Genomic DNA, 22,945 nt, shown 5'->3' with positions numbered 1-22,945 from the left:
CTTTCAAAAAAGGGGTAGGCTGCACAGCATTTTGCACAGCCTTTGCCCATATTATTTTACAAATTCGCCAACTATTTCGTTTACCTTGTCAAGTGCCTCGTCGATCTTGAATCTGTCGCCGATACCAGCCATAGCAGAGTCAGGACGTCCGCCGCCCTTACCGCCTGTGAGTGCTGCTACCTTGCCTGCTATCTTGCCTGCGTGTGCACCCATTGCAACAGCGTTCTTGCCACAAACTACAACAAGGTTTGCCTTTTCACCGTCAACGCCTGCAACAACTGCAACTGCGTCAGCTTCTCTTGCTTTAAGCTCGTCGCCCATTTTTCTGAGCATATCAGGTCTTGTATTTGTGAGCATTGCAGTAACTACCTTAACGCCGTTGACCTCATACGGATTATCGAACAGTGACTTTGTTTTGAGATTTGTTATCTCAGCCTGCAAAGCGTCTCTTTCCTTTTCAAGATCCTTGACTTCCTGCATGATAGTGTGGCATCTCTTTACGATGTCCAGTGGATTTGCAAGCTTAAGGCTTTCAGCCGCCTGCTGGATAGTTGCGGCTCTTTCCTCAACAAGTTCAAGAACGCCTCTGCCTGTTACGGCTTCGATACGTCTTACGCCTGAAGCTACAGAGCTTTCGGAGATTATCTTGAACAGACCTATTCTTGAAGTATTGTCAAGATGTGTACCGCCACAGAACTCGATAGAAGCTGTTTCGTCACCGTCACCCATTGTTACTACCCTTACAGTTTCGCCGTATTTCTCACCGAACAGAGCCATAGCGCCAAGCTTCTGAGCTTCTGCGATAGGCATTTCTTCCATTTTTATATCAAGAGCTTCAAGGATATACTTGTTTACAAGTGCTTCAACCTTGAGCTTCTCCTCTGCTGTCATTGCGTTGAAGTGAGAGAAGTCAAATCTAAGTCTGTGAGCGTCAACGAGCTGACCTGCCTGATGAACGTGTTCACCGAGAACTTTTCTCAGTGCAGCCTGAAGCAGATGTGCGCAGCTATGGTTTCTCATAACAGCATAACGTGTCTTTCTGTCAACAGTGAAGTGAGCCTTCTGACCTACAGCTATCTCGCCCTCTTCAACAACCGCCTTATGAGCGAACTTTCCTGCAACGACCTTCTGTGTGTCAACGACTCTGCACTTACCGCTTTCTGTAGCGATAGTACCGATATCGCCCACCTGTCCGCCGCTCTCTGCATAGAATGGCGTCTGTGAAGATACGATATATACTTCATCGCCAGCCTTTGCGTTTTCGATAAGCTCATCATCAGTTGTGATGAATGATATCTCGCTGTCGCCCTCGAGCTTGTCATAGCCGATGAACTCTGTGTGGAAATCCTTGTCTATCTTATGGAAAACAGTTTCGTCTGCACCCATATACTTTGTTGCAGCGTGAGCGTTCTTGGCTGTTTCTCTCTGCTTTGCATAGCACTCAGCAAAGCCCTCCTCATCACAGGTCATGCCCTTTTCTTCAAGGATCTCTCTTGTAAGGTCGATAGGGAAACCGTATGTGTCGGAAAGCTTGAAGCAACTCTCACCGTCAAGCTCCGTCTTGCCGTCTTTCTGCATCTGTGCGATAAGATCGTCAAGTATCTTCATACCTCTGTCGATAGTGGCATTAAAGTTCTGCTCCTCAGTTGTGAGCACCTTTACGATATAGTCATACTTTTCTTCAAGCTCGTTATACTCACACTTGTTGCAGTCAACAACAGTTTTTACAAGGTCTTTGAGGAAAAGTCCGTTTATGCCGAGAAGCTTTCCGTGACGAACGGCTCTTCTGAGCAAACGTCTCATAACGTATCCTCTGCCCTCATTTGACGGCAAAATTCCGTCTGACGCCATGAATGTTACAGAACGGATATGGTCTGTGATAACTCTGATAGAAACGTCCTTTTTGTACTCCTTGCCGTACTCACAGCCTGCTATCTTACAAACATGATCTCTGATAGCCTTTACTGTGTCAACGTCAAAGATAGAGTCAACGTCCTGCATGATAGAAGCAAGCCTTTCAAGACCCATACCTGTGTCGATATTTTTCTGCTTAAGTGGAGTATAAGTGCCGTCCTCGTGTCTTTCAAACTGTGTGAACACAAGGTTCCAGAACTCCATGTATCTGTCGCAGTCGCAGCCGACCTTACAATCAGGCTTGCCACAGCCATATTTCTCTCCTCTGTCGAAATAGATCTCTGAACATGGACCGCAAGGGCCGTCTGTTCCAGCCTCCCAGAAGTTGTCTTCCTTGCCCATTCTTACGATATGATCCATTGGAACGCCAGCGTCCTCATGCCATATCTTTTCAGCCTCGTCATCGTCCTCATAAACAGAGATATAAAGTCTGTCCTTTGGCAGTTTGAGTACCTGTGTAACATACTCCCAAGCCCATGAAATGGCTTCCTTCTTGAAGTAATCACCGAATGAGAAGTTACCAAGCATTTCAAAATATGTGCCATGTCTTGCTGTCTTACCAACGTTTTCGATATCGCCTGTTCTGATACACTTCTGACAAGTTGTCATTCTTGTTCTCGGAGGTGTTTCCTGACCTGTGAAGTAAGGCTTCAGAGGTGCCATACCTGCAACGATAAGCAGCAGGCTGTTATCGTTCTGAGGTACGAGAGGGTAGCTCTTGTGTCTCAAACAACCCTTGCTCTCAAAAAATTTCAGATAAGATTCACGCAGTTCGTTAAGTCCTGTCCATTCCATAAATTCAGATCCTTCCAAATGAAATTATTCGCAAAATAAAAAACGGCTCGTCCCTAAACATGGGACGAAACCGACAGTTCCGTGTTACCACCCAAATTGCCGAACTCATCGCCCGACCACTCGAAGCCCTTTAACGCAGAGCATACGTTGCTGTTTTCAGCACCGCTCAGGTTAGCCACCGAACTTGCCGCAAAGGCTTTCACCCACCGCCTTTTCTCTTTACCGACACTGTTTCGGATAATTCCGTCACCGCATTTTGCATATATTGATATTATAAAGCATAACCCGACGATTGTCAAGCACTTTTTTATTAATAAAATATCCATTGCTAAAAGCAGAGGGAAATGCTATAATGTTCAGGGTGATTTATATGTATGTTTGTCCGATATGCAAAAAACGGCTTAGAAAGCTTGACAACGTATGGCACTGTCAGAACGGTCACAGCTTTGATATTGCGAGAAAAGCATATGTAAATCTGCTTACCACAAAGGGCAGAAACCCTAAGAACGCAGGGGATAATGCTGAAATGGTAAAGGCGAGAACGGATTTCCTTGACCGTGACTATTATCTGCCGCTTGCGAAGAAAACGGCTGAGGTAATGGGCGGTCTGCTTGAAAATGTGAAACAGCCTTACATTATAGACAGTGGCTGCGGTGAGGGCTTTTACACTGTGAACTATGCCAAGGCACTGCCAAAGGCGAAGTTTTACGGCATTGACATATCAAAGGCGGCAGTTGCCCACTGCATGACGAGGATACATTGCGAAAATATCACAAATTGCGAATTTGCAGTGGCATCGTCATTTCAGCTTCCGTTTATAGACAAATTTGCAGACCTTATCGTATGTACATTTGCACCTGTTTCAAATGACGAATACGCAAGGGTACTGAAAGACGGCGGAAAGCTTGTGGTAGTTTCTCCGTCCCCAAGACATCTGTTTGAGCTTAAAGAAGTGCTTTATGAGAAGCCTTACGAAAACAAGCCCAATGTATATGGACTTAATAAATTTGACGAGTCAGAGGAGATGATTTTTGAATATCCTGTGGTGCTTGAAAGTCAGGAGGATATTTTCAATCTTTTTACAATGACTCCGTATTACTACAAAACATCTGCCGAGGCGGTGGAGAAGCTTAAAAAGGTGAACAGGCTTGAACTTACCTGTGGTTTTTCTATCAGGACATTTACGAAAAAGAGAGGTTTTTGATACATGAATAAAGATATTTTCTGCAAAGGATATACTTGGGGATTTTTCTCCAAGAGAGGTGATTTTCAGACGGAAGCGGCAGAAAAATCAATGGAAAGGCTTGCTTCAAACGGCTTAAACTGGATATGTATCCCTGTAAACGCATTGCAGGAGAGCTTTGCAAGCACAAGAGTTTTCAGTGATTATGAGAGAACACAATCTGACGAGGACATTGCCTTCGCTATAAAAAAAGCAAAGTCACTGGGACTTAAGGTCTGTCTTAAGCCTATGGTTGATTGCCTTGACCATTCATGGCGTGCAAGGATAGACTTTCCGCCTGAGAACCCTGAATATTGGGACAAGTGGTTCAAGTCATACACAGCTTTTATGCTCCACTATGCAAAGCTTGCAGAAAAGCTCGGCTGTGAAATGCTCTGCACAGGCTGTGAAATGGCAGGAATGGACAAGCAGTCCGACAGATGCAGAAAGCTTATCGCACAGGTGAGAGAGGTCTACAGTGGTATCGTTATGCACAACATCAATCACGGCGACGAACAGCGTTTCGATTGGCTCAGCGACGTGGATATCATTGGCATCTCAGGCTACTACCCTGTTACAGACGGTGTGAGCAGAAGCAAGGAGCATATGCTCAGTCGCTGGAGCGAAGTTGTCGGCTCCCTTGAAAAGGCTCACAAGCATTTCAACAAGCCTATAATGTTCGCTGAGATAGGCGTGCGAAATGAGGAGGGCTGCACGCAGTACCCTTGGGATTTCCATGATAGACTTGACAAGCCACTTGACGAGCAGGAGCAGGCAGATTTCTACGACACTGCAATGGAAGCAACTTGGAATCTGGATTGGTTCTGCGGTTACTTTTGGTGGGATTGGAAAGCTATCCTGCCGCCAATAGAGGAAGCCAAGAAAAACCGTGACTTCACAGTTTATGGCAAGCTTGGCGAAGAAGTGCTGAAAAAGTGGTACACAAAAGATTGATATGTACAAAAATACGGACTGCTTATCATATAGATAGACAGTCCATTTGTTTTTATATGCGTTGGTGAATGACGGGCGAATGTAAGCGTGTCGCCGTCCCCTATATTTACAATTTTTGCGTAGGGGCGAACTGAGGTCGCCAGTTAATTATATTTTTACATACTGAGCAGTACAAATAATTGCACTCTTATCCAACCGCCGCAGGTATTTTTTCTTTTCCTCGTTTAACAATGACAGGGTATTCCTTGAAAATATGTCTGCGTATAAAATTATCCGCAAGCACACCAATATAGGACAACCCAAACCACACAAAAGCAAATGGCAGGCATATCTGTCCGTCAAAATTCAGCGGCACTTCCTCATAGCTCCATATGCCCATGCCGAGATAGCGGTTGAGATACTCCCCTGCAAGAAATTCTATGGCAGTGATAAATGCCGCCGACACTGCAAGCACAGACAGCAGACTCACTCCTTGCCTGCGCTCGCCATTCATGATATGGATAACCAGCATTGAAGCTCCCCCAAGCACCCCCATTGTGATATGAGAATATCCCCTGTTAAGTATTTCCATAAAGCCGTAGCATATTGCACCCACTGAAAAAAGCGTAAGTATCTTATACATCTTTGCCGCCACATTCTCACCGCCCTGTTTTTTATCGCCTAGGGCAACACCACACAAGGATTGTGCGTAAGATGCGCAGTCAGATTTTTTGTCAGATTGTCTAAAAACGACGCAGGCTAACTTGCGTTAGTCAAGGAGTTTTTGGATAATATGACGGAAAATCTGCAAGCAGATTGCGTACAAAGCCGTTAGGCGGTCCTTGTGCGGTGTTGCCCTAATATTAAAATGTACAGAAATCAGCGATTTAAAACCATGATGACAAAATTAATTTATGGCAATTTCAAGATACAAAAAGCGGACAGCCAAAGCTGTCCGTTTTATTGTACTAATATGATGCTTTATACCTGCCAGCTGTTAAGATATTTTTCCTGCTCAGGTGTAAGCTTATCTATCTCAAGCTCCCAAAATCTAAGCTTTCTGTTTGCAACTTCCTTGTCTATCTCATCAGGAACATAAACTATCTTGTCTGTAAGCTTGTCTTTGTTTTTAACAAGATAAGCCGCAGAAAGGGCTTGGATAGCAAAGGACATATCCATTATCTCGGCAGGGTGACCGTCGCCTGCGGCAAGGTTTACAAGTCTGCCCTCGCCGATAACATACAACCAATTACCGTTTGGAAGCTTATAACCGTCAATATTGTTTCTTGCAAGCTTGCTTTCAACAGACAGCTTTTTAAGTCCAGCCACATCTACCTCGCAATCAAAGTGACCTGCGTTACAGAGTATAGCACCATCTTTCATGTTCATGAAAGCTTTCTCAGTAATAACGTCCTTACAGCCTGTTACAGTAACAAAGAAGTCGCCCACCTTAGCGGCGTCAACCATTTTCATTACCTTGAAGCCGTCCATAACAGCCTCCATAGCCTTTATAGGGTCGACTTCGCAGACGATAACGCTTGCACCAAGACCCTTTGCTCTCATTGCAACGCCCTTGCCACACCAGCCGTAGCCTGCAACAACAACGTTCTTGCCTGCAACGATAAGGTTAGTTGTTCTGTTTATTCCGTCCCATACAGACTGACCTGTGCCGTATCTGTTATCAAAAAGATACTTGCACTTTGCATTGTTTACAAGCATCATAGGGAATTTGAGCTGACCGTCCTTGTTCATTGCAATAAGACGGATAATGCCCGTAGTAGTTTCCTCACAACCACCGATAACGTTCGGTATCAGCTCAGGGTATTCATTGTGGATAAGGTTTACAAGGTCGCCGCCGTCATCTATAATAATGTTTGGACCTACCTTAACTACCTCGGATATATGTCTGTGATACTCCTCGTCAGTTGCACCGTGCCATGCAAAGACATTCAGACCGTCATGCACAAGACCTGCCGCAACATCGTCCTGAGTAGACAGCGGATTGCTTCCTGTGATGTACATTTCAGCACCGCCTGCTGCAAGGACTTTGCAAAGATAAGCGGTCTTAGCTTCAAGGTGGATAGAAAGTGCAACTTTCAGCCCCTTAAAAGGCTGATCGCTCTTGAAATCTTCCTCAACGCTTCTGAGCAATGACATATTCTGTCTTACCCATTCTATCTTTCTTTTACCGCTTTCCCACAAGCTTTCATCTCTTATTTCGCTCATTTTATCAATTCCTTTCGGTTTATTATTCGATCCATATAATAATTATACCCTATTTCTCCCCATTTGGCAAGAGGTCAAAAGCAATTCATTATACTTCGCAAATTTACAGCACGTTCATAAAATTAAATTAAACAATTTCTTGACAAAAAAACAAGGTAAGCGTATAATAATATTATGTGTGCGAATAGTAAAAACGTGCATAAATCATGATTTTTAAGGAGTGTGTACAAATGGACGACGCCAGTCAGAATACGATCGCCCCTCGATTGCAGAGCGGCTCGCCCGTTTGTGGCAGCCTTTTTGTGATCTAAATATCAATTTTAATTGAATAGGACGATCTGTGTTTTGGTAGATCCTTATATTTGTACAGAGTTGGTATAAGTACAATTATTTGTACTGTTGTGCTTATTACCGCTGCTGTTAGGGGGAAACATTATGTTTAACACAGTATTGGAGTTGCTCAAAAGCAGAAACTACAAGGCTATCCGTGAAATATTTATGGATATGAACGAAGCCGACGTGGCTGCTCTTTTGCAACAGTTTTATGACGATCACGAGGTCGAGAAATACGAGCTTCCGTTGCTGTTCCGTCTTTTGAATAAGGACGTTGCGGCTGACGTTTTCGCTTATATGGACAGCGATACACAAATGATGCTTATCAATGCCTTTACGGATAAGGAGCTTCAGGAGATCGTTGACGACCTTTATCTTGATGATACGGTAGATATTATCGAGGAAATGCCTGCAAATGTTGTTGCAAGGATAATCAAGTCTGCTGACGCTGAAACGAGAAAGCAGATAAATCAGATACTCAAATATCCTAAAGACAGTGCAGGCTCTATTATGACCACCGAGTACGTTTATCTTCACAGAAGCTACACCGCCAAGGAAGCACTGGATTGGATAAGACACGTTGGTATGGTCAAGGAAACTGTAAATACACTTTATGTCACTGAGAACAGAAAGCTCGTGGGCGTGCTTTCACTGCTTGATATCGTAACTGCTGATGATAACGATAAAATAGAGGACATAATGGAGGACAACGTTATTTCCGTTGATACCCTTGAGGATAAAGAGTATGTTGCTTCCATGTTCTCAAAATATGACTTTCTTTCTCTGCCTGTTGTTGACAGAGAAAACCGCATGGTTGGTATCGTTACATTCGACGACGCTATGGACGTTATCGAGGAGGAGACCACTGAGGACTTCTCGAAAATGGCTGCGGTCGCACCGAGTGACGATTCATATTTCAAGACCTCTGTTTTCACTCATGCGAAAAACAGAATAGCATGGCTGCTGATACTTATGCTGTCGGCTACCCTTACGGGTGCTATCGTAAACAAATATCAGTCTGCTTTTGCGGCTGTCCCTGTTTTGGTATCTTTCCTGTCAATGCTTAGTGGCACAGGCGGAAACTGTGGCTCTCAGACCTCGACCCTGGTTATAAGAGGCATGGCGCTTGGAGAGATAAGAATGAAAGACTTTTTCAAGGTCATGTGGAAAGAGTTCAGAGTCGCGCTTCTTTGCAGCGTTATCCTTGCTATAGTCAATGCTATAAGAATAGTTCTGGTGTATCACGGTGACACATCTGTGGATTGCTACAAGCTTGCGTTCACGGTAAGTATGGCTATCATGGCAACTGTTGTGCTTTCAAAGCTCATCGCCTGTATGCTCCCAATGGCTGCCAAGAAGCTTCATCTTGACCCTGCTATCATGGCTGCCCCGCTTATCACCACTATCGTTGACACTTGCTCAACACTGATATTCTTCACATTGGCTACTATCGTATTTGATATAAAATAGAAAAAATATGGCGGTTATCTCCTTTCAGGCTATCTTCTGCAAAGGTGCGGCCGCCCGTTTTATGGATAAAAATAAATTGGATTTTGATTTGAAAGGAAATAGTTATGGCTCAGAATTATGACGTAGTTGTTGTCGGTGCAGGTGCAGCCGGCGTATTCATGGCATACGAATTTGTCAAGCTTGACAAAAACATAAAAGTTTGCATTATTGATCAGGGCGGACCTGTCAGCAAGCGTAAGTGTCCTATAGATGGCAAAAAAATTAAGTCCTGCATTCACTGCAAGGTATGCTCCATTATGCACGGCTTCGGCGGTGCAGGCGGAATGTCGGACGGCAAATATAACATCACAAACAATTTCGGCGGTGACCTTTACACATTTACCGGCAAGGAAAAGGCTATCGAGCTTATGCAGTATGTTGACAAGATAAACCTTGAAATGGGCGGTCAGGACGCTAAGCTTTACTCCACAACTTCTTCCGACATCAAGGCAATGGCTCTGAAATATGACCTCCACCTCCTTGACGCTCAGGTAAGACACCTTGGCACTGACAGAAATATGCAGATACTCCAGAACATCTATGACTTTGTCAAGGACAAGATAGACATAAAATTTTATGAAAGTGTTCAGGGTATAACAGGCAAGGAGAATGACTTCACTGTTATCACAGACAAGGACGAGTATCACTGCTCAAACGCTGTTGTTGCGGCAGGCAGAAGCGGTTCAAAATGGATATCTGAGATATGCGACAACTTTGGTATCAAAAGGCGTTCAAACAGAGTTGATATCGGCGTTCGTGTTGAGATACCTGCGGCTGTTTTTGAGCATATCACAAGCAAGGTATACGAAAGCAAGATAGTTTACCGCACAAAGAAATACGGCGACCTTGTAAGAACATTCTGCATGAACCCATACGGTGAGGTGGTTACCGAGAATACAAACGGCATCATCACAGTAAACGGACACAGCTATGCTAACCCTGCACTGAGAACTGAGAACACAAACTTCGCTCTGCTGGTATCCAACACATTCTCTGAGCCTTTCAAGGACTCAAACGCATACGGTGAGTCTATCGCAAGGCTGTCTAATATGCTTGGCGGTGGAGTGCTTGTTCAGCGTTTCGGTGACCTTGTTGCAGGCAGACGTACAAATGAACACCGCTTTGGTCAGACGTTCCTTAACCCTACTCTCAAAGCTACTCCGGGCGACCTGAGCCTTGTTATCCCAAAGCGACAGCTTGACGATATTATCGAAATGATATACGCTCTGGATAAGATAGCTCCCGGTATGGCGAATATCGACACGCTTCTTTACGGCGTTGAGGTCAAGTTCTACAATTCAAGAGTTGACGTTGACGAGAACCTTGAAACTGCTGTCAAAGGTCTTTACGTCCTTGGCGACGGCTCAGGCGTTACGCACTCTCTGTCGCAGGCTTCTGCATCAGGAGTATTTGCCGCAAGGACTATTTCAGAAAAATTTAACTGATTTCATATATCACAAAAGCCGCACTGCAAAAAAAGCAATGCGGCTTTATTTTTATGCCTTACTCTTCAAGAAGCTTTATATATCCCTCAATGATATCAACGCACTTGTCATAGCTCATGTCGCTGGTATCAAGACACAGATTGTAGTTTTTCGCATTTGTCCAATCCCTGCCTGTGTAGTGACGATAATAATCGCTTCTCTCCTTGTCTGTCTTTTCGATTATCTTGACAGCCTCTTTTACAGAAACACCATACAGATCGACGATATTCTTGACCGCAGTTTCCATATCAGAATATATGAAAACCTTAAGCACGTCTTTTCTGTCACGGAGGATATAGTCAGCACATCTGCCAACTATTACCGCAGGCTCTCTGTCTGCAAGCTGCTTTATTATCTTCGCCTGATAATTGAAAAGATTTCTGTCAGAAGTAAAGTCGTGATCATCAGGGTCAAGAAGCTCACCCTTGTAAACTCCGCCCTTTCTCAGAAAAGAACCTTTCAGTTTTTCATCAACAAGCCCGAAAAAGCGTTCATTTATGCCGCTTTCGTCGCTTGCAAGCTTTATAAGCTCCTTATCATAATATTTTATACCCATATCCTCTGACAGCATTTTTCCTACAGTTCTTCCGCCGCTGCCGATGCCCCTTGCAATGGTTATGATCCTTGCCATAAAGCTCAACTCCTATTCACCTAAATATGCTTTCTTGACCGACTCATCATTGATAAGATCAGACGCCTTGCCTGACAGAACTATCTTGCCCGTTTCAAGAACATAAGCTCTGTCTGAGATAGCAAGGGCTTTCTTTGCGTTCTGCTCAACAAGCAGTACAGTTGTGCCGCTCTTTCTGATATCCTCGATTATCTTAAATATGGTTGACACAAGGATCGGTGACAGACCCATTGACGGCTCGTCCATTACAACTATCTTAGGTCTTGACATGAGCGCCCTGCCCATTGCCAGCATCTGCTGCTCACCGCCTGAAAGAGTACCTGCTATCTGATTTTTTCTTTCTGCAAGTCTAGGGAAACGCTCGTATATATCCTGAATATCCTTCGGTATATTCTCCTTGTCTTTTCTTGTAAATGCTCCAAGCTTAAGGTTATCAAGCACTGTGAGGTTTTGGAATATTCTTCTTCCCTCAGGAACGTGTGCTATACCCATTTCCACGATCTTGTGTGCAGGAGTTTTTGTAAGCTCCACGCCGTTGAATTTGATAGAACCCGATTTTGCAGAGATAAGACCTGTAAGGGTGTGCAGAGTGGTGGTCTTTCCTGCTCCGTTTGCGCCGATAAGGGAAATGACCTCGCCCTCGTTTACCTCAAAGGAGATACCTTTCAAAGCGGCTATCATGCCATAATTGACGTGCAGATCATTGATTTCCAACATTGCCATTTTACTTACCCCCTTATTCGCCCAGATATGCGGTGATAACTTCAGGATTTTTAAGCACTTCCGCTGTCTTACCCTCGCAGAGGAGCTGACCAAAGTTCAGCACTGACAGCTTTTCGCAGATACCTGAAACAAGGCTCATATCATGCTCGATAAGCAGCACCGTCATATCAAAATTATCTCTTACAAAGCGGATAGTATCCATAAGCTCCGCTGTTTCGTTTGGATTCATGCCGGCAGCAGGCTCGTCAAGAAGCAGCAACTTCGGCTGTGTTGCAAGGGCTCTTGCGATCTCAAGCTTTCTCTGATCGCCATACGGAAGTCCAGAAGCAAGCAAACTCTCCTTATCGTCAAGCTCGAAAACCTTCAGAAGCTCCAGCGCCTTTGCGTCCATTGCCTTTTCAAGCTTGAAATATCTTGGAAGTCTGAAAACGCCTGTAAAGGTGCTGTATTTATAATGATTGTGAAGTGCGACCTTTACGTTGTCAAGCACCGTCATATCCTTAAAAAGTCTGATGTTCTGGAATGTACGGGCAATGCCTGCACGGTTTATTTCGATAGTGTTTTTGCCGGTGATGTTCTTTCCGTCAAGAACGATTGTGCCGTCTGTTGGCTTATAAACGCCTGTGAGCATATTGAAGATAGTGGTCTTTCCTGCTCCGTTCGGCCCAATAAGACCATAGAGCTGACCTTTTTCTATTGTTATGCTGAACTCGTCAACTGCGCGGAGTCCGCCGAATGAGATGCCGAGGTTTTTTACTTCAAGAAGTGCCATATCACTCAGCCTCCTTTACTTTTTCACGCTTGAACAAAGCCTTGAACTTAGCAGTATTTGCACTGATAAAGGTCTTTGTCTTTTCATTTGAGGTTATTATCATCATTACGATAAGGACGATAGAATAGATAAGCATTCTGTAGCTGTTTATGCTTCTTAGCATTTCTGGAAGCAGAACAAGCACGATAGCTGCGATAACACTTCCTCTGATACTGCCTATACCGCCCAGAACAACGAATACCAAGATAAGGATAGACAGGTTATAGTCGAACTTAGAAGCCTGGAGCGTATAGAAGTTATGAGAATAAAGCGCACCTGCACAGCCTGCCAGGAATGCAGTCAATGCAAAAGTAACAAGCTTATACTTTGTGATGTTAAGACCTACAGACTCGGCTGCGATAACATTATCTCTGATAGCCATTACTGCTCTTCCCGTTCTTGAATATACAAAGTTATAGGCAATGATAAGAGTGATAAGCAACATAACAGCACCGATAATGAATGTAGAATCGTTAGGTGTGCCGCTGATACCCTGAGGGCCGTTCAGTATAAGCTTTCCGTCAGGCTCAAGGTTAAGGTTTGACAGACTTTTGAGAGAAACGTGAACACCCTTAGAATCATAACCAAGGTATAGTGCTGCGAAAACGTTCTTTATGATCTCACCAAACGCAAGTGTAACGATAGCGAGATAGTCACCTTTAAGTCTGAGAACAGGTATTCCTATAAGTATGCCGAACACTGCGGCAATTATTCCGCCTATAAGGATAGCCAAAGGAAATCTGATCCACACATTTTCAATAGTTTCAGAAGTAACGATAGAGAATATCGCACTTGTATATGCGCCAACGCACATAAAGCCTGCCTGACCCAAGCTAAGCTCGCCAAGTATACCAACTGTCAGGTTAAGGGATACTGCAAGTATAGAGTATACACACAGAGGAACAAGAAGTCCTGTGAGCATACTTGAGATATATCCGCCGCTGCTGAGTATCTGCATTACCACAAAGGCAACTATCACCATTGCGTATGTGATAAAGCTTTTTCTGGTCTGCGGCTTAAAAAACTTTGTTTTTGCGCTAGCCCCTTCTTTTTTCACAAAAAACCAATCCTTTCAGATAAAACAGAACTGCAAAGCAAGTCTGCTCGAAAATTTTAAGTTGACTTTTATACCTTTTCGCTTATCTTCTTGCCGAGGATACCTGTAGGCTTGATGATAAGCACAAGTATAAGAACAGCAAAAACGATAGCGTCGGCAAGCTGCGGTGAGATATAGGCACGTCCAAGTATCTCGATAACACCGATAAGGATACCGCCGATCATAGCGCCCGGTATTGAGCCGATACCGCCAAATACCGCCGCAACGAACGCTTTGATACCAGGCATTGCGCCTGTGGTGTTCTGAAGCGTAGGATAAGCTGAGCAAAGCAGTGCGCCTGCAATTGCGGCAAGACCTGAGCCGATAGCGAATGTAAGAGAGATAGTGCGGTTGATGTTTACGCCCATGAGCTGAGCTGCACCTCTGTCCTCAGATACTGCAAGCATTGCACGTCCGCTCTTGGTTTTGTTGATGAACAATGAAAGACCAACTACAATGAGTATAGATACGATTATTGCAACTGATGTTTCTCCGGAAATAACTATCTGTCCGTCAAAAAGCTTGATGCTCGGCACGTTTACAACTGATGTAAAGTTTACAGGCTTTTCACCGAATATAAGCAGTGCGATGTTCTGCAAAAAGTAGCTGACGCCTATGGCAGTGATAAGCACCGCAAGCGAAGTAGCTTGTCTGAGCGGCTTATACGCCACCTTTTCGATGACTATACCTAGAAGTGTGCAGGCAATAACTGCAAGAACTATGGAAAGCCAAGAGTTTAGTCCCCATGTGGTCATGCAGGTGAATATAACATATCCGCCCACCATAATAACATCGCCGTGTGCGAAGTTAAGCATTTTGGCAATACCGTATACAAGCGTATAGCCCAAAGCTATAACTGCGTATATACTGCCGAGGCTTATTCCGTTGATGAGGTTATTAAGAAAACCCATATACAAACATTCCTTCCTTTTGGAATAGACAAAGCACAAGATGTAATCACATATATTACATCTGTCCTTGTCATAAACACAATATACAATAAATTATAACATAACCCCGTAGTTTTTGCAACACATTTTAATGAAATAAATCAAAAAAACCGACAATTTTTCGCAATTGCCGGTTTTTTCATATTAAGCGTACTCTTTGTACGCACTTCATTTCAGCTATTACTGAGCAGTAGAAGCGGCAATGTCATCAGCTGTCAGTGCAGAATAAGCACCATTCTTGATGATAACAGCCTTAGGGTCCTTAGATACGGCACCGTCTTCGCCCCACTTCATGCCTGTACCTGTAAGTCCGTCATATGAGAAGTCCTTATCAGAGATAGCCTTTTTGAGCTTATCGCAGATATCAGAAGCAGACATATCAGCTGTGATGCCTTCCTTCTTCATGAGTTCTGCAAGTACCATTACGCCGTCATAAGCGTCTGCAGCGAACTGGTTAGGTGTTTCGCCGTTGTAAGCGTCCTTATACTTCTTAACGAAGTCCTGAGTTGCCTGATCCTGAGCTTCGGCAGCAAATGGTGTAAGGAGCATTACGCCCTCGCAAAGTGAAGTATCAAAGTTCTTGATAGAAAGAAGTCCGTCAAGACCGTCGCAACCAAAGAATGTTGGGTTGTAGTTAGCTGACTTGCACTGTGTAAGGATAAGTGAAGCCTGCTGATAGTAGATAGGCAGGAACACGAGGTCTGCACCTGCATTCTTAGCTGCGCTTATCTGAGCTGAGAAGTCAGTCTTGCTGTCCTTTGTGAATGACTGCTCTGCAACGATATCAAGACCCTTAGCCTCAGCCTCGGATTTGAATGTGTTGAAGATACCTGATGAATAAGCGTCAGAGCTGTCGTAAATTACAGCTATCTTTGTAGCAAGCTTGTTTTCTGCGATATAGTCGGCAGAACCTTTACCCTGGTTAGGGTCAGTAAAGCAAACCTGGAAACAGTTATCGTTCTTGATAACGTCCTGAGCTGAAGCAGAAGGTGTGAGCTGGAAGATGTTATCCTGCTTTGTCTTTTCAATAACTGCGAGGCAAGAAGCTGTTGTTACTGTTCCGACCATTACCTGCATACCATTGTCTTTCAGTGCGTTATAAGCATTTACAGCCTTATCGCCTGAGTCAGCCTCATCGTCCTCGAAAACGTATGAGAGCTTTGTTCCGTTTATTCCGCCTGCGTCATTTACGTCCTTGACAGCAAGCTCGATAGCATTCTTAACAGCAACGCCGTACTGTGCAGCGTCACCTGTGAGCGGACCGCTGCAGCCGATAACGATAGTATCGCTGTTCTTTTTTGCACCGTTTCCGCAACCTGCAAAGCAAGAAACTGCAAGGGCAGCCGAAACTGTTAATGCAAGAATTCTCTTGACATTTTTCATAATAATCTCTCCTTCGATCACATATGTCACTGCATATGCTTTTTTCAATAGTATTAATATAACACGCAGAAGCCCGATTTGTCAATATTAAATCTTACAAATTTAACGTTATTTAAACTATGTTTATTGTTACAAACAATATGCGCGTTCACAGAAAATTAATTTTGTGTATTTTCAATGAACGATTTGCAAGTTTTTTTATAATATCCTGCATACATACACCACTGACTTATAAGCTGCATATGATAAAACAGCCACACGAAACCTGTGGTATATGAGATTCAGACAACATAAGGAGTGAACTTATTTGGATATGTTTGACAACCTGTCGTTAGGCAGGATACTTGCTGACGACACAGAGGATAACACACCTGCCTGCCCTTTTCCGAAAGGAAGATTTCCTGAGGACACGCCGCTGGCAATGGCATATGTGCCTTTTCAGATGTGGGAGAAGCCTTATGAGGCAGATGTAGGACTTTCAAGAGGAACTATCTTCCCGTCCATAGACAAACCTTTTATAGGAGAGGAGGCTGTAAAGAATGCCCATACTAAGTGAAAAGGAGAGGCTTCTTAGAAAGATACAGGCGTGCAGCTTTGCCCTTGTAGAGGCTAATCTTTACCTCGACAGCCACCCTACCTGCAGAGATGGTCTGGCATATTTTGCACGACACAAGGCAGAAAAAGAGAAGCTTATTGCTCAATACAATGAGAAATACGGACCATTGACGATCACGCAGAACAATTCGTCCAAGAAATGGGAATGGGTAACATCACCTTTTCCGTGGGAAAGGAGTGCTGACTAATGTGGCAATATGAAAAAAAGCTGCAATACCCCGTTAAGATCGCTAACCCTAATCCTGCTTTGGCTAAGGTCATTATCTCGCAGCTTGGTGGGGCTGACGGCGAGCTTGGTGCAGCGCTTCGCTATCTCAATCAGCGTTACTCAGCCCCCTGTCGTGAAGTGCAGGCAATACTCAACGATATCGGCACAGAAGAACTTGCCCACATCGAAATGATCGGCACTATTATCTATCAGCTGACCCGTGACCTCTCCCTCAAGGAGATAAAAGACAGTGGTTTTGACACCTATTTTGTTGACCACACTACAGGCGTTTACCCTATAGCCGCCTCTGGTGTACCATTTTCTGCGGAAATCTTCCAAAGTACCGGTGACGCTATTGCTGATATACACGAAGACCTTGCTGCTGAGCAAAAAGCCCGCCTGACCTACGACAACATTCTCAGGCTTGCTGACGATCCCGATGTCCGTGATCCTATCAAGTTTCTTCGTGAACGTGAGATAGTCCACTATCAGCGCTTCGGCGAAGGACTAAGACTTATTCAGGATATGCTTGACAGCAAAAATTTCTACGCTTTCAATCCTAGCTTTGACAAATAATAAAAAAGCGGGCTGTTGTTATCAGTCCGCTTTTTTGTACATATATCAAAAATCTTCCTTGTCCATCTGCTTGCCGCTCCTGCTGACCTTTTTATTAAGTATCAGCGAAAAAGCCAGCGTTGCGGCTATGAGTGCTATCATCACAAGCACTGATTTTATTGTCAAATGCTTCAACTGTGCTCCAATATATGTCTGCACAAGCATTTCAGGCATCACTCCCATTATCGAGCCTAGAAGATATGGTCTGTAAGGCATTCGCAGTGCGCCGTGTATCATTGAAACAAGGTCGCCCGGCACAACTACCACTGCCCTTGAAATGTAGGAGGCGAACAGATTATTGTCATGCCCATAATTTACAAGCTTCCGTGCCTTAGGATATTTCATCTCAATAACACGCATGATATCGCCACCAGATATCCTTCCCACAAGATAAGGAACAGTAAAACAAACCGATAGTCCTATTACGTTCAACAAAATGCCCACCCAGAACGGATATATTGCACCTACGCACACAAAAATAGCCGCAAGCGGGAATACCACCGACAAGGACTTTAATCCATAAAACCCCAGAATAACAAATGCGGCAAGCCACAAATTGTCCGGGCAATAACTGAGTATCTCAGAAAACTCATGGTCTTTCAGAAAAAGAGCACAGCAAATTATTATGATAATAGTTAAAGCAAAGGGTACATATCTTCCATATTTTCGCACAAAGCTATCCATAACTCCTCGCTCCTCTCCGATTCTTTAGGGTATTATACCATATTTGAATGTTCAATTAATTATCAATCAATGAAAACTGTGTTACAACTTTCGCTGTCAAAACAAATTTATAACTTTATCGTTCGTCAAATTGACCAACCATTCTCATTTTTGCACAATATCCCACTATCACTATAATTTTTATAAGTAGAATTATGTCGTCTTATGTCGTGAAGTGTTCTTAAACAAGTCGATTTCTGTTTTAATTTATGTATATCTAATTAATAGGTTAAATTTGTACAATATTGCTATTGACCAACGTACCAATTAATGTTATAATTAATTATAAGAATTATTTGGGAGGTATTTTTATGAGATACACAGTATACAACAAAGCAATGAAACGTCCAGTTTTTCAAACAAATGACCTTGAAGAAGCCATTGACTATACACGTCGCCGCCCAAGAAAGTCAAGACGACACTGCATATACGATGACAAACTAAAAACTTTTGATATAAAAAAAATAAGACATGCCGCAGGAATATAAAACGCACAGGGTGTAGAACTCTGTGCGTTTTTGATGTATTTATGAATAAACAAGTCTTACAGTCACTCTGCTGTAACCACTCCATGTGCAGGTGAACAAGGTCAGATCCCAGTCGCTGCCACCACCTTTTATGAGCGATGGCGAATCCCAGCCGCTCAGCAGTTCGCTGTTTGTGACAGTATAGTTAAATTCTCTGCCATAAACATCGGTGAAAATGACCTCGTCCCCTGAGCTGAGCTTATCCAGCTTATCAAAAAAGCCTGTGTAATTGTGAGCGCAGATTATAAGATCATTGTCTACACGTCTGCCGCTGTACTGACAAGCTGCAGTATTCATTGCAGCATAGCTCCAGCCACGAGTCACAGGAAACTCCTGCCCCAGTGTCGGGAATGAAATCAAACCTATATATGAGTTGCCGTCAAGCACGATATCCTTATCCGGATCATCTATCTCGCTGTCCGTGGATCGACTATCGTCAAAAATGTCAAAGGGTGAACTGCTGTCGCTATCCCCTGCACTGTCTGAGATCTGCGTTTTCAGGTCACTCAGCACAGCCTCCATCCTTTTATTACTTTGCTTTTCATGAAAATAGTTGTAATAATTAAGGGATAATGCCGCCGCTATCAGCATTATCCCCATTATTATCAACAAAAGTCCTAGCTTTTTTTTAGTCACTATTTTTCTCCTGTTGTAAGGCAATCCTATGTGGTTTCGCCTTTATTTCTCTTTTTTGCTTACTCTCCAGCCTGCCGCGATAAGGATAACTCCACCGCCTATAAGTACAGGCACCGGCCAGTTGAGCGAACCAGTCTGTGGTATATTGTCAGGCGTTGAGCTTGATGAATCAGAGCCTGACGAGCTGCTGTCAGGTGTGCTTGAACTACTATCTGTATTACTCGAACTGTCTGACTTATATGTGTTCTCTATAAGAAACAGCTTGTCATTGTTTTTGGTAACAACTGTGTAGTTGGCAGGAATATCTATCTCCTTAACTGTCCACTCAGCCGCAGAATTGTCTTTCCAGAAATACTCCCAATTGTTGTCAGCGTTAAGAGTAACAGTATCGAAAAGCTTGCCATCACGATATATCTCCACCTTGATATTATCAGGTATGAGCTTTTCCTGACCATCAGGAACTATCCACGACTTTCTTACACCATAATCACTGTCCCCTGCTGGGATCTCTTCGTATGTGAACTTGGTGTAAACTGTTATCTGACCCTCAGCCACGATATCCTTATCTATCTCGATAAGTGACGGAGAAGGTGTAAACTTAGCTGTTGTGTTTTCAAAACTCTTGCCTGAAACAAGATACAGACCCACAGAATCAGCAGAAAGCTTTACTTCACCGTTTGCGTCCGTCTTGCCTGTTGAAACTGGTGTTATGCCATCGGTTTTTACGTAGTTGTCGAGCGTATCAGCGACAGCCTGCATTTTTGAAGCGTCAGTAAAATCAGACATATCTATAGGATAATCGCTGAACTCTCCGGTAAGGACAAAGTCAGCTTCTTTACGCTCACCGACCTTATATATACTCCACTCGGCATTACTAACAGTCGTTGTATCATTTTTGCACACTATATTCACATTGATATTATCCGCTGCAGAAGCTGAGATCGTCATGCTTCCCAAGGCTGAAACAGCCATTGCCGCCGTACACAAAACAGCCTTTGCAAGCTGAGAAAATTTAAGTTTCATCTTTGCTACTCTCCTTATCAGGTAGATTTTCAACATTATCGTCACTCTCTGGCTTATCCAGCATTGCCACAAGCTCATCATGAGAGATTTTTTTGCGTTTTGAATCCACAAACCACCACACCAGCAGTACCACAAACAATGGTATTGCTACAAAAGGCACGACCACAAGAGAATCGAGCTGAACAGCGTCTGCCGTTATTTTTGAAACACTCTTTGTATCGTCCGCAGTTTCAACTCTCTTTGCACGAACAAGAAGCCTGTGAGAATTGACTCCGTATGGTGTACAGGTAGTCAACGTAACATGATCCTCACCTGGAATAATGTTCAGCTTATCCATTTCATTAGGCAGAACTATATAAACAGCCTCGACCTCATATGTATAGACCTCTTTCAACACTGTTATAGTGAACTCATCGCCCTCTGCAAGCTTATCAAGGTCGCTGAAAAGCTTTGCCGAAGGCAGACCTCTATGTGCTGAAATGACCGAATGAGTGTCCGCTCCGCCAACAGGCAGGCTCGAACCCTGCAGATGTCCCACAGCGACATTTAACACGCCGTCACTTGTGCCATGATAAATAGGCAACTCCACCCTTATAGTCGGAATGGAAATATAGCCCATAACACCCGTCCCCGTGATATCTAGGATATCCTCATAGCCCTTGACCTTATCATAATCAACAAAAGGTCGGGCAAGCTTTGCTATCTCTTCATTATATTTTCTGGCACGGCTGAGTATCTCTTCATTCTCCTTGTCAGAAAGGTCATTTGCCGCTTTCTGATAAGTCGCCACCGCACGGCTTTGCGTTTTTGAATTCCACCAATCGCTTATTGTTGGATATAACATCACGGAGAGCCCCACAAGCAATAACAAGACCAATAAAATTGTAGTTGATTTACCGCTTTTCTTCCTCATGGAGTCCTCCCTGATGCCTGCCGACCGAGATCGGCAGGACAAAGGTAAAAATAAATTCAAAAATTAGTCGTTCTTAGCTCTCTTCTTAGCAATGAGAAGCACACCTGCGCCCAGTACGATAGCTCCGCCTACACCGTAGAAGATCTGAGTACCGATACCGCCAGTTGTTGGAAGTGAGCCGCCCTTCTGGTTTATGATCTTAACTGTTGAACCGCTTGTGCCTGAATCAGTGCCGTCGAGCATACGAATGGACTGAAGTGTATTAGCAGGATCATATGTTGTGTCAAACTTGAACTCATATGGATCAGCTCTGTTATACTGAGCAGGAGCTTCTGTCTCAACAAGCTTGTAAGTTGTCTGATCATCAATGCCCTTGATAGTAAACTTACCTGTTGCGTCTGTTTCGATATAATCAACAGAGCCTGCCTCACTGCCGATCTCAAGTCTGTAAACATTGTCAGCTATCTTGACAAGTCTGATAGCATCGCCATGAACATTTCTAAGCTGGAACTTAGCACCTGCAAGAGGCTCGCCCTTTTCGTCTACCTTGTTACCAACAAGTGAGAATGTCCAGTCATAAACTGTAACCTTAGGTGTTTCACCTTTCTCCTTACCTGTTGTGTCCTGAGGATTGTTTGAATATGTCAGGTAAGCTGTGTTAGGGTTATTGTTCACGCTGTCAGGAGCAGTAACTGCTACCTTAGCTTTTTCATTGAGCTTAGCAGAATAATAAGTTTCGATCTTAGCAACTGTAGGATAGTTCTTTACAAGTTCCTTGATATCGAAAGTAACATAGAAAGACTCCTTATAGTCGGTCGTACTGCTGTCGTCGCCAACTGTTGTGTTAGGACCTACTGTAACAGAAGTGATCTCCTGACCGTCAGCGTCATAGTACTTGTATGTAAGATTATCATTAAATGTAAAACCCTCGCTGAGCTGGTCACGAACTGTGTATGTATACTTGTCATAAGCTGATACATCGCTTGGTATAGTTGTTGTGATCTTGAATTCTACATCGTCACCAATTGCGTTGTCACCAACATCGCCCCATGAGTCATTCTCATTGTGCTTGATCTGCTTTGTAAGTGTTGGCTTCGTCTTCTTTGGAGTAACGTTTGTTGTGCCTGAAACGTTAAGGATAAGAGCTGAGTTAGCCTTATCAACACCATTATTTTCTGTTGCATCGACAACGAGATAATAGCCAGCATTTGGAAGTGGAATAGTGTACTCACCGTTATCTTCATAGGCGGTTACAGACTTATTGTCGATGATGCAGGCAGAAGCGGCTTTTGCAAACTTTGCAGTATCTTCCTTTGTCCAATGATCTGCATCTGATATTATCTTTGCAACGTCTACTGCGCTCTCGGCACTGTCAAACTGAGACATATAAGTGCTAAGACCAGCAGTTTTCAGGCTGGTAAGCAGAGCATCGCCATTAATGCCTTTGCCCCACTTGATAGTATTTGTTGCAGATGCCTGATCAAAGATCTGATAAGCCTTATATACTCTGTTTGTATCAGAATCCTTGATAACAATGTTATTAACGCCAGCATCAGTAGTAGCAAATACTCCGAATGCTGATGTTGCAGCAATAGCTGAAACTGACATAACTGTTGCAGCAGCAAGAGCTGCGAATTTCTTCATCTTCATAATTAATTATCCTTTAATATTGGTT

23 protein-coding genes are annotated in these 22,945 nt (G+C 43.6%); 8 read left to right on the top strand and 15 right to left on the bottom strand.

Translation table 11 applies throughout. The features are described from left to right. Positions 1–51 precede the first annotated feature (51 nt). Together alaS and AB5123_RS01320 are read right to left on the bottom strand one after the other, a co-directional pair. Positions 52–2,709 (bottom strand): alanine--tRNA ligase, encoded by a 2,658-nt coding sequence (gene alaS / locus AB5123_RS01325; RefSeq protein ID WP_368364468.1) that lies wholly within the window; start codon positions 2,707–2,709, stop codon positions 52–54. A gap of 53 nt (positions 2,710–2,762) precedes the next feature. Further along, entirely contained in the window at positions 2,763–2,912 is a 150-nt protein-coding gene (locus AB5123_RS01320; RefSeq protein ID WP_181979654.1) for a hypothetical protein, read from the bottom strand. Between the two features lie 149 nt (positions 2,913–3,061). Here AB5123_RS01320 and AB5123_RS01315 point away from each other — a divergent pair, with 149 nt between their 5' ends. Beyond that, positions 3,062–3,913, top strand: a complete 852-nt coding sequence (locus AB5123_RS01315; protein WP_368364467.1) for a methyltransferase domain-containing protein — start codon at positions 3,062–3,064, stop codon at positions 3,911–3,913. A 3-nt stretch (positions 3,914–3,916) separates the two neighbouring features. Beyond that, a complete protein-coding gene (locus AB5123_RS01310) occupies positions 3,917–4,885 on the top strand; it encodes a hypothetical protein (protein WP_368364466.1) in 969 nt (322 codons plus the stop codon). 187 nt (positions 4,886–5,072) lie between these two features. On the opposite strand, the gene AB5123_RS01305 is transcribed toward AB5123_RS01310, so the two are convergent. After that, a complete protein-coding gene (locus AB5123_RS01305) occupies positions 5,073–5,519 on the bottom strand; it encodes a hypothetical protein (protein ID WP_272114590.1) in 447 nt (148 codons plus the stop codon). Positions 5,520–5,845: 326 nt separating this feature from the next. Next, complete coding sequence (locus tag AB5123_RS01300) at positions 5,846–7,090, bottom strand: adenosylhomocysteinase (RefSeq protein WP_337812547.1); 1,245 nt, start codon at positions 7,088–7,090, stop codon at positions 5,846–5,848. A gap of 435 nt (positions 7,091–7,525) precedes the next feature. On the opposite strand from AB5123_RS01300, the gene mgtE reads away from it, so the two are divergent. Then, on the top strand, positions 7,526–8,893 hold the full coding sequence (mgtE, locus tag AB5123_RS01295) for a magnesium transporter (protein ID WP_117958104.1): 1,368 nt from the start codon (positions 7,526–7,528) through the stop codon (positions 8,891–8,893). A gap of 104 nt (positions 8,894–8,997) precedes the next feature. Beyond that, positions 8,998–10,377: an NAD(P)/FAD-dependent oxidoreductase gene (locus tag AB5123_RS01290; protein ID WP_265290767.1), complete on the top strand. Its 1,380-nt coding sequence runs from the start codon at positions 8,998–9,000 to the stop codon at positions 10,375–10,377. A gap of 58 nt (positions 10,378–10,435) precedes the next feature. Here AB5123_RS01290 and AB5123_RS01285 read toward each other — a convergent pair whose 3' ends face one another. From AB5123_RS01285 to AB5123_RS01260, 6 genes are all read right to left on the bottom strand, one after another. After that, on the bottom strand, positions 10,436–11,047 hold the full coding sequence (locus AB5123_RS01285; RefSeq protein ID WP_138338869.1) for an AAA family ATPase: 612 nt from the start codon (positions 11,045–11,047) through the stop codon (positions 10,436–10,438). A gap of 12 nt (positions 11,048–11,059) precedes the next feature. After that, complete coding sequence (locus tag AB5123_RS01280; RefSeq protein ID WP_022286767.1) at positions 11,060–11,770, bottom strand: ABC transporter ATP-binding protein; 711 nt, start codon at positions 11,768–11,770, stop codon at positions 11,060–11,062. A 13-nt stretch (positions 11,771–11,783) separates the two neighbouring features. Beyond that, complete coding sequence (locus AB5123_RS01275) at positions 11,784–12,542, bottom strand: ABC transporter ATP-binding protein (RefSeq protein WP_022286766.1); 759 nt, start codon at positions 12,540–12,542, stop codon at positions 11,784–11,786. 1 nt (position 12,543) lies between these two features. Beyond that, positions 12,544–13,563, bottom strand: a complete 1,020-nt coding sequence (locus AB5123_RS01270) for a branched-chain amino acid ABC transporter permease (protein ID WP_081856082.1) — start codon at positions 13,561–13,563, stop codon at positions 12,544–12,546. Between the two features lie 143 nt (positions 13,564–13,706). Then, entirely contained in the window at positions 13,707–14,588 is an 882-nt protein-coding gene (locus AB5123_RS01265; protein WP_041337265.1) for a branched-chain amino acid ABC transporter permease, read from the bottom strand. 219 nt (positions 14,589–14,807) lie between these two features. After that, entirely contained in the window at positions 14,808–16,010 is a 1,203-nt protein-coding gene (locus tag AB5123_RS01260; RefSeq protein WP_041337264.1) for an ABC transporter substrate-binding protein, read from the bottom strand. 307 nt (positions 16,011–16,317) lie between these two features. Here AB5123_RS01260 and AB5123_RS01255 point away from each other — a divergent pair, with 307 nt between their 5' ends. From AB5123_RS01255 to AB5123_RS01245, 3 genes are read left to right on the top strand one after another with little or no spacing between them, the layout of a single operon-like run. Then, entirely contained in the window at positions 16,318–16,566 is a 249-nt protein-coding gene (locus AB5123_RS01255; RefSeq protein ID WP_046440720.1) for a spore coat associated protein CotJA, read from the top strand. After that, entirely contained in the window at positions 16,550–16,813 is a 264-nt protein-coding gene (locus AB5123_RS01250) for a spore coat protein CotJB (RefSeq protein WP_195387745.1), read from the top strand. The genes AB5123_RS01255 and AB5123_RS01250 overlap by 17 nt, the downstream gene beginning before the upstream one ends. Beyond that, complete coding sequence (locus tag AB5123_RS01245; protein WP_118159827.1) at positions 16,813–17,409, top strand: manganese catalase family protein; 597 nt, start codon at positions 16,813–16,815, stop codon at positions 17,407–17,409. The genes AB5123_RS01250 and AB5123_RS01245 overlap by 1 nt, the downstream gene beginning before the upstream one ends. A 45-nt stretch (positions 17,410–17,454) precedes the next feature. Here the strand turns inward: AB5123_RS01245 and AB5123_RS01240 are convergent, their stop codons facing one another. Next, positions 17,455–18,132 carry a TVP38/TMEM64 family protein gene (locus AB5123_RS01240; RefSeq protein ID WP_041337260.1) on the bottom strand — a complete coding sequence of 226 codons (678 nt, stop codon included), beginning with the start codon at positions 18,130–18,132 and terminating at the stop codon, positions 17,455–17,457. 350 nt (positions 18,133–18,482) lie between these two features. On the opposite strand from AB5123_RS01240, the gene AB5123_RS01235 reads away from it, so the two are divergent. Further along, positions 18,483–18,659 (top strand): hypothetical protein, encoded by a 177-nt coding sequence (locus AB5123_RS01235; protein ID WP_022288306.1) that lies wholly within the window; start codon positions 18,483–18,485, stop codon positions 18,657–18,659. Positions 18,660–18,698: 39 nt separating this feature from the next. On the opposite strand, the gene AB5123_RS01230 is transcribed toward AB5123_RS01235, so the two are convergent. The 4 genes from AB5123_RS01230 to AB5123_RS01215 all read right to left on the bottom strand — a co-directional run bounded on the left by AB5123_RS01230 (position 18,699) and on the right by AB5123_RS01215 (position 22,920). Continuing rightward, positions 18,699–19,334: a sortase gene (locus tag AB5123_RS01230; protein WP_368364465.1), complete on the bottom strand. Its 636-nt coding sequence runs from the start codon at positions 19,332–19,334 to the stop codon at positions 18,699–18,701. Positions 19,335–19,376: 42 nt separating this feature from the next. Further along, positions 19,377–20,357, bottom strand: a complete 981-nt coding sequence (locus AB5123_RS01225) for a Cna B-type domain-containing protein (protein ID WP_368364464.1) — start codon at positions 20,355–20,357, stop codon at positions 19,377–19,379. Next, positions 20,347–21,270, bottom strand: coding sequence for a class C sortase (locus AB5123_RS01220; RefSeq protein ID WP_022288303.1), 924 nt, complete (start codon positions 21,268–21,270; stop codon positions 20,347–20,349). Before AB5123_RS01220 ends, AB5123_RS01225 begins: the two co-directional genes overlap by 11 nt. Before the next feature lie 63 nt (positions 21,271–21,333). Further along, positions 21,334–22,920 carry an isopeptide-forming domain-containing fimbrial protein gene (locus tag AB5123_RS01215; RefSeq protein WP_368364463.1) on the bottom strand — a complete coding sequence of 529 codons (1,587 nt, stop codon included), beginning with the start codon at positions 22,918–22,920 and terminating at the stop codon, positions 21,334–21,336. Between the last annotated feature and the right edge of the window lie 25 nt (positions 22,921–22,945).

It is taken from the genome of Ruminococcus sp. RTP21204st1_B2_RTP21204_210225, from assembly GCF_040914135.1.
Taxonomy (GTDB): Bacteria; Bacillota; Clostridia; order Oscillospirales; family Ruminococcaceae; genus Hominimerdicola; species Hominimerdicola aceti.
Note: the sequence above shows the minus strand (reverse complement) of the source record. Positions and strands in the feature narration are given on the sequence as shown.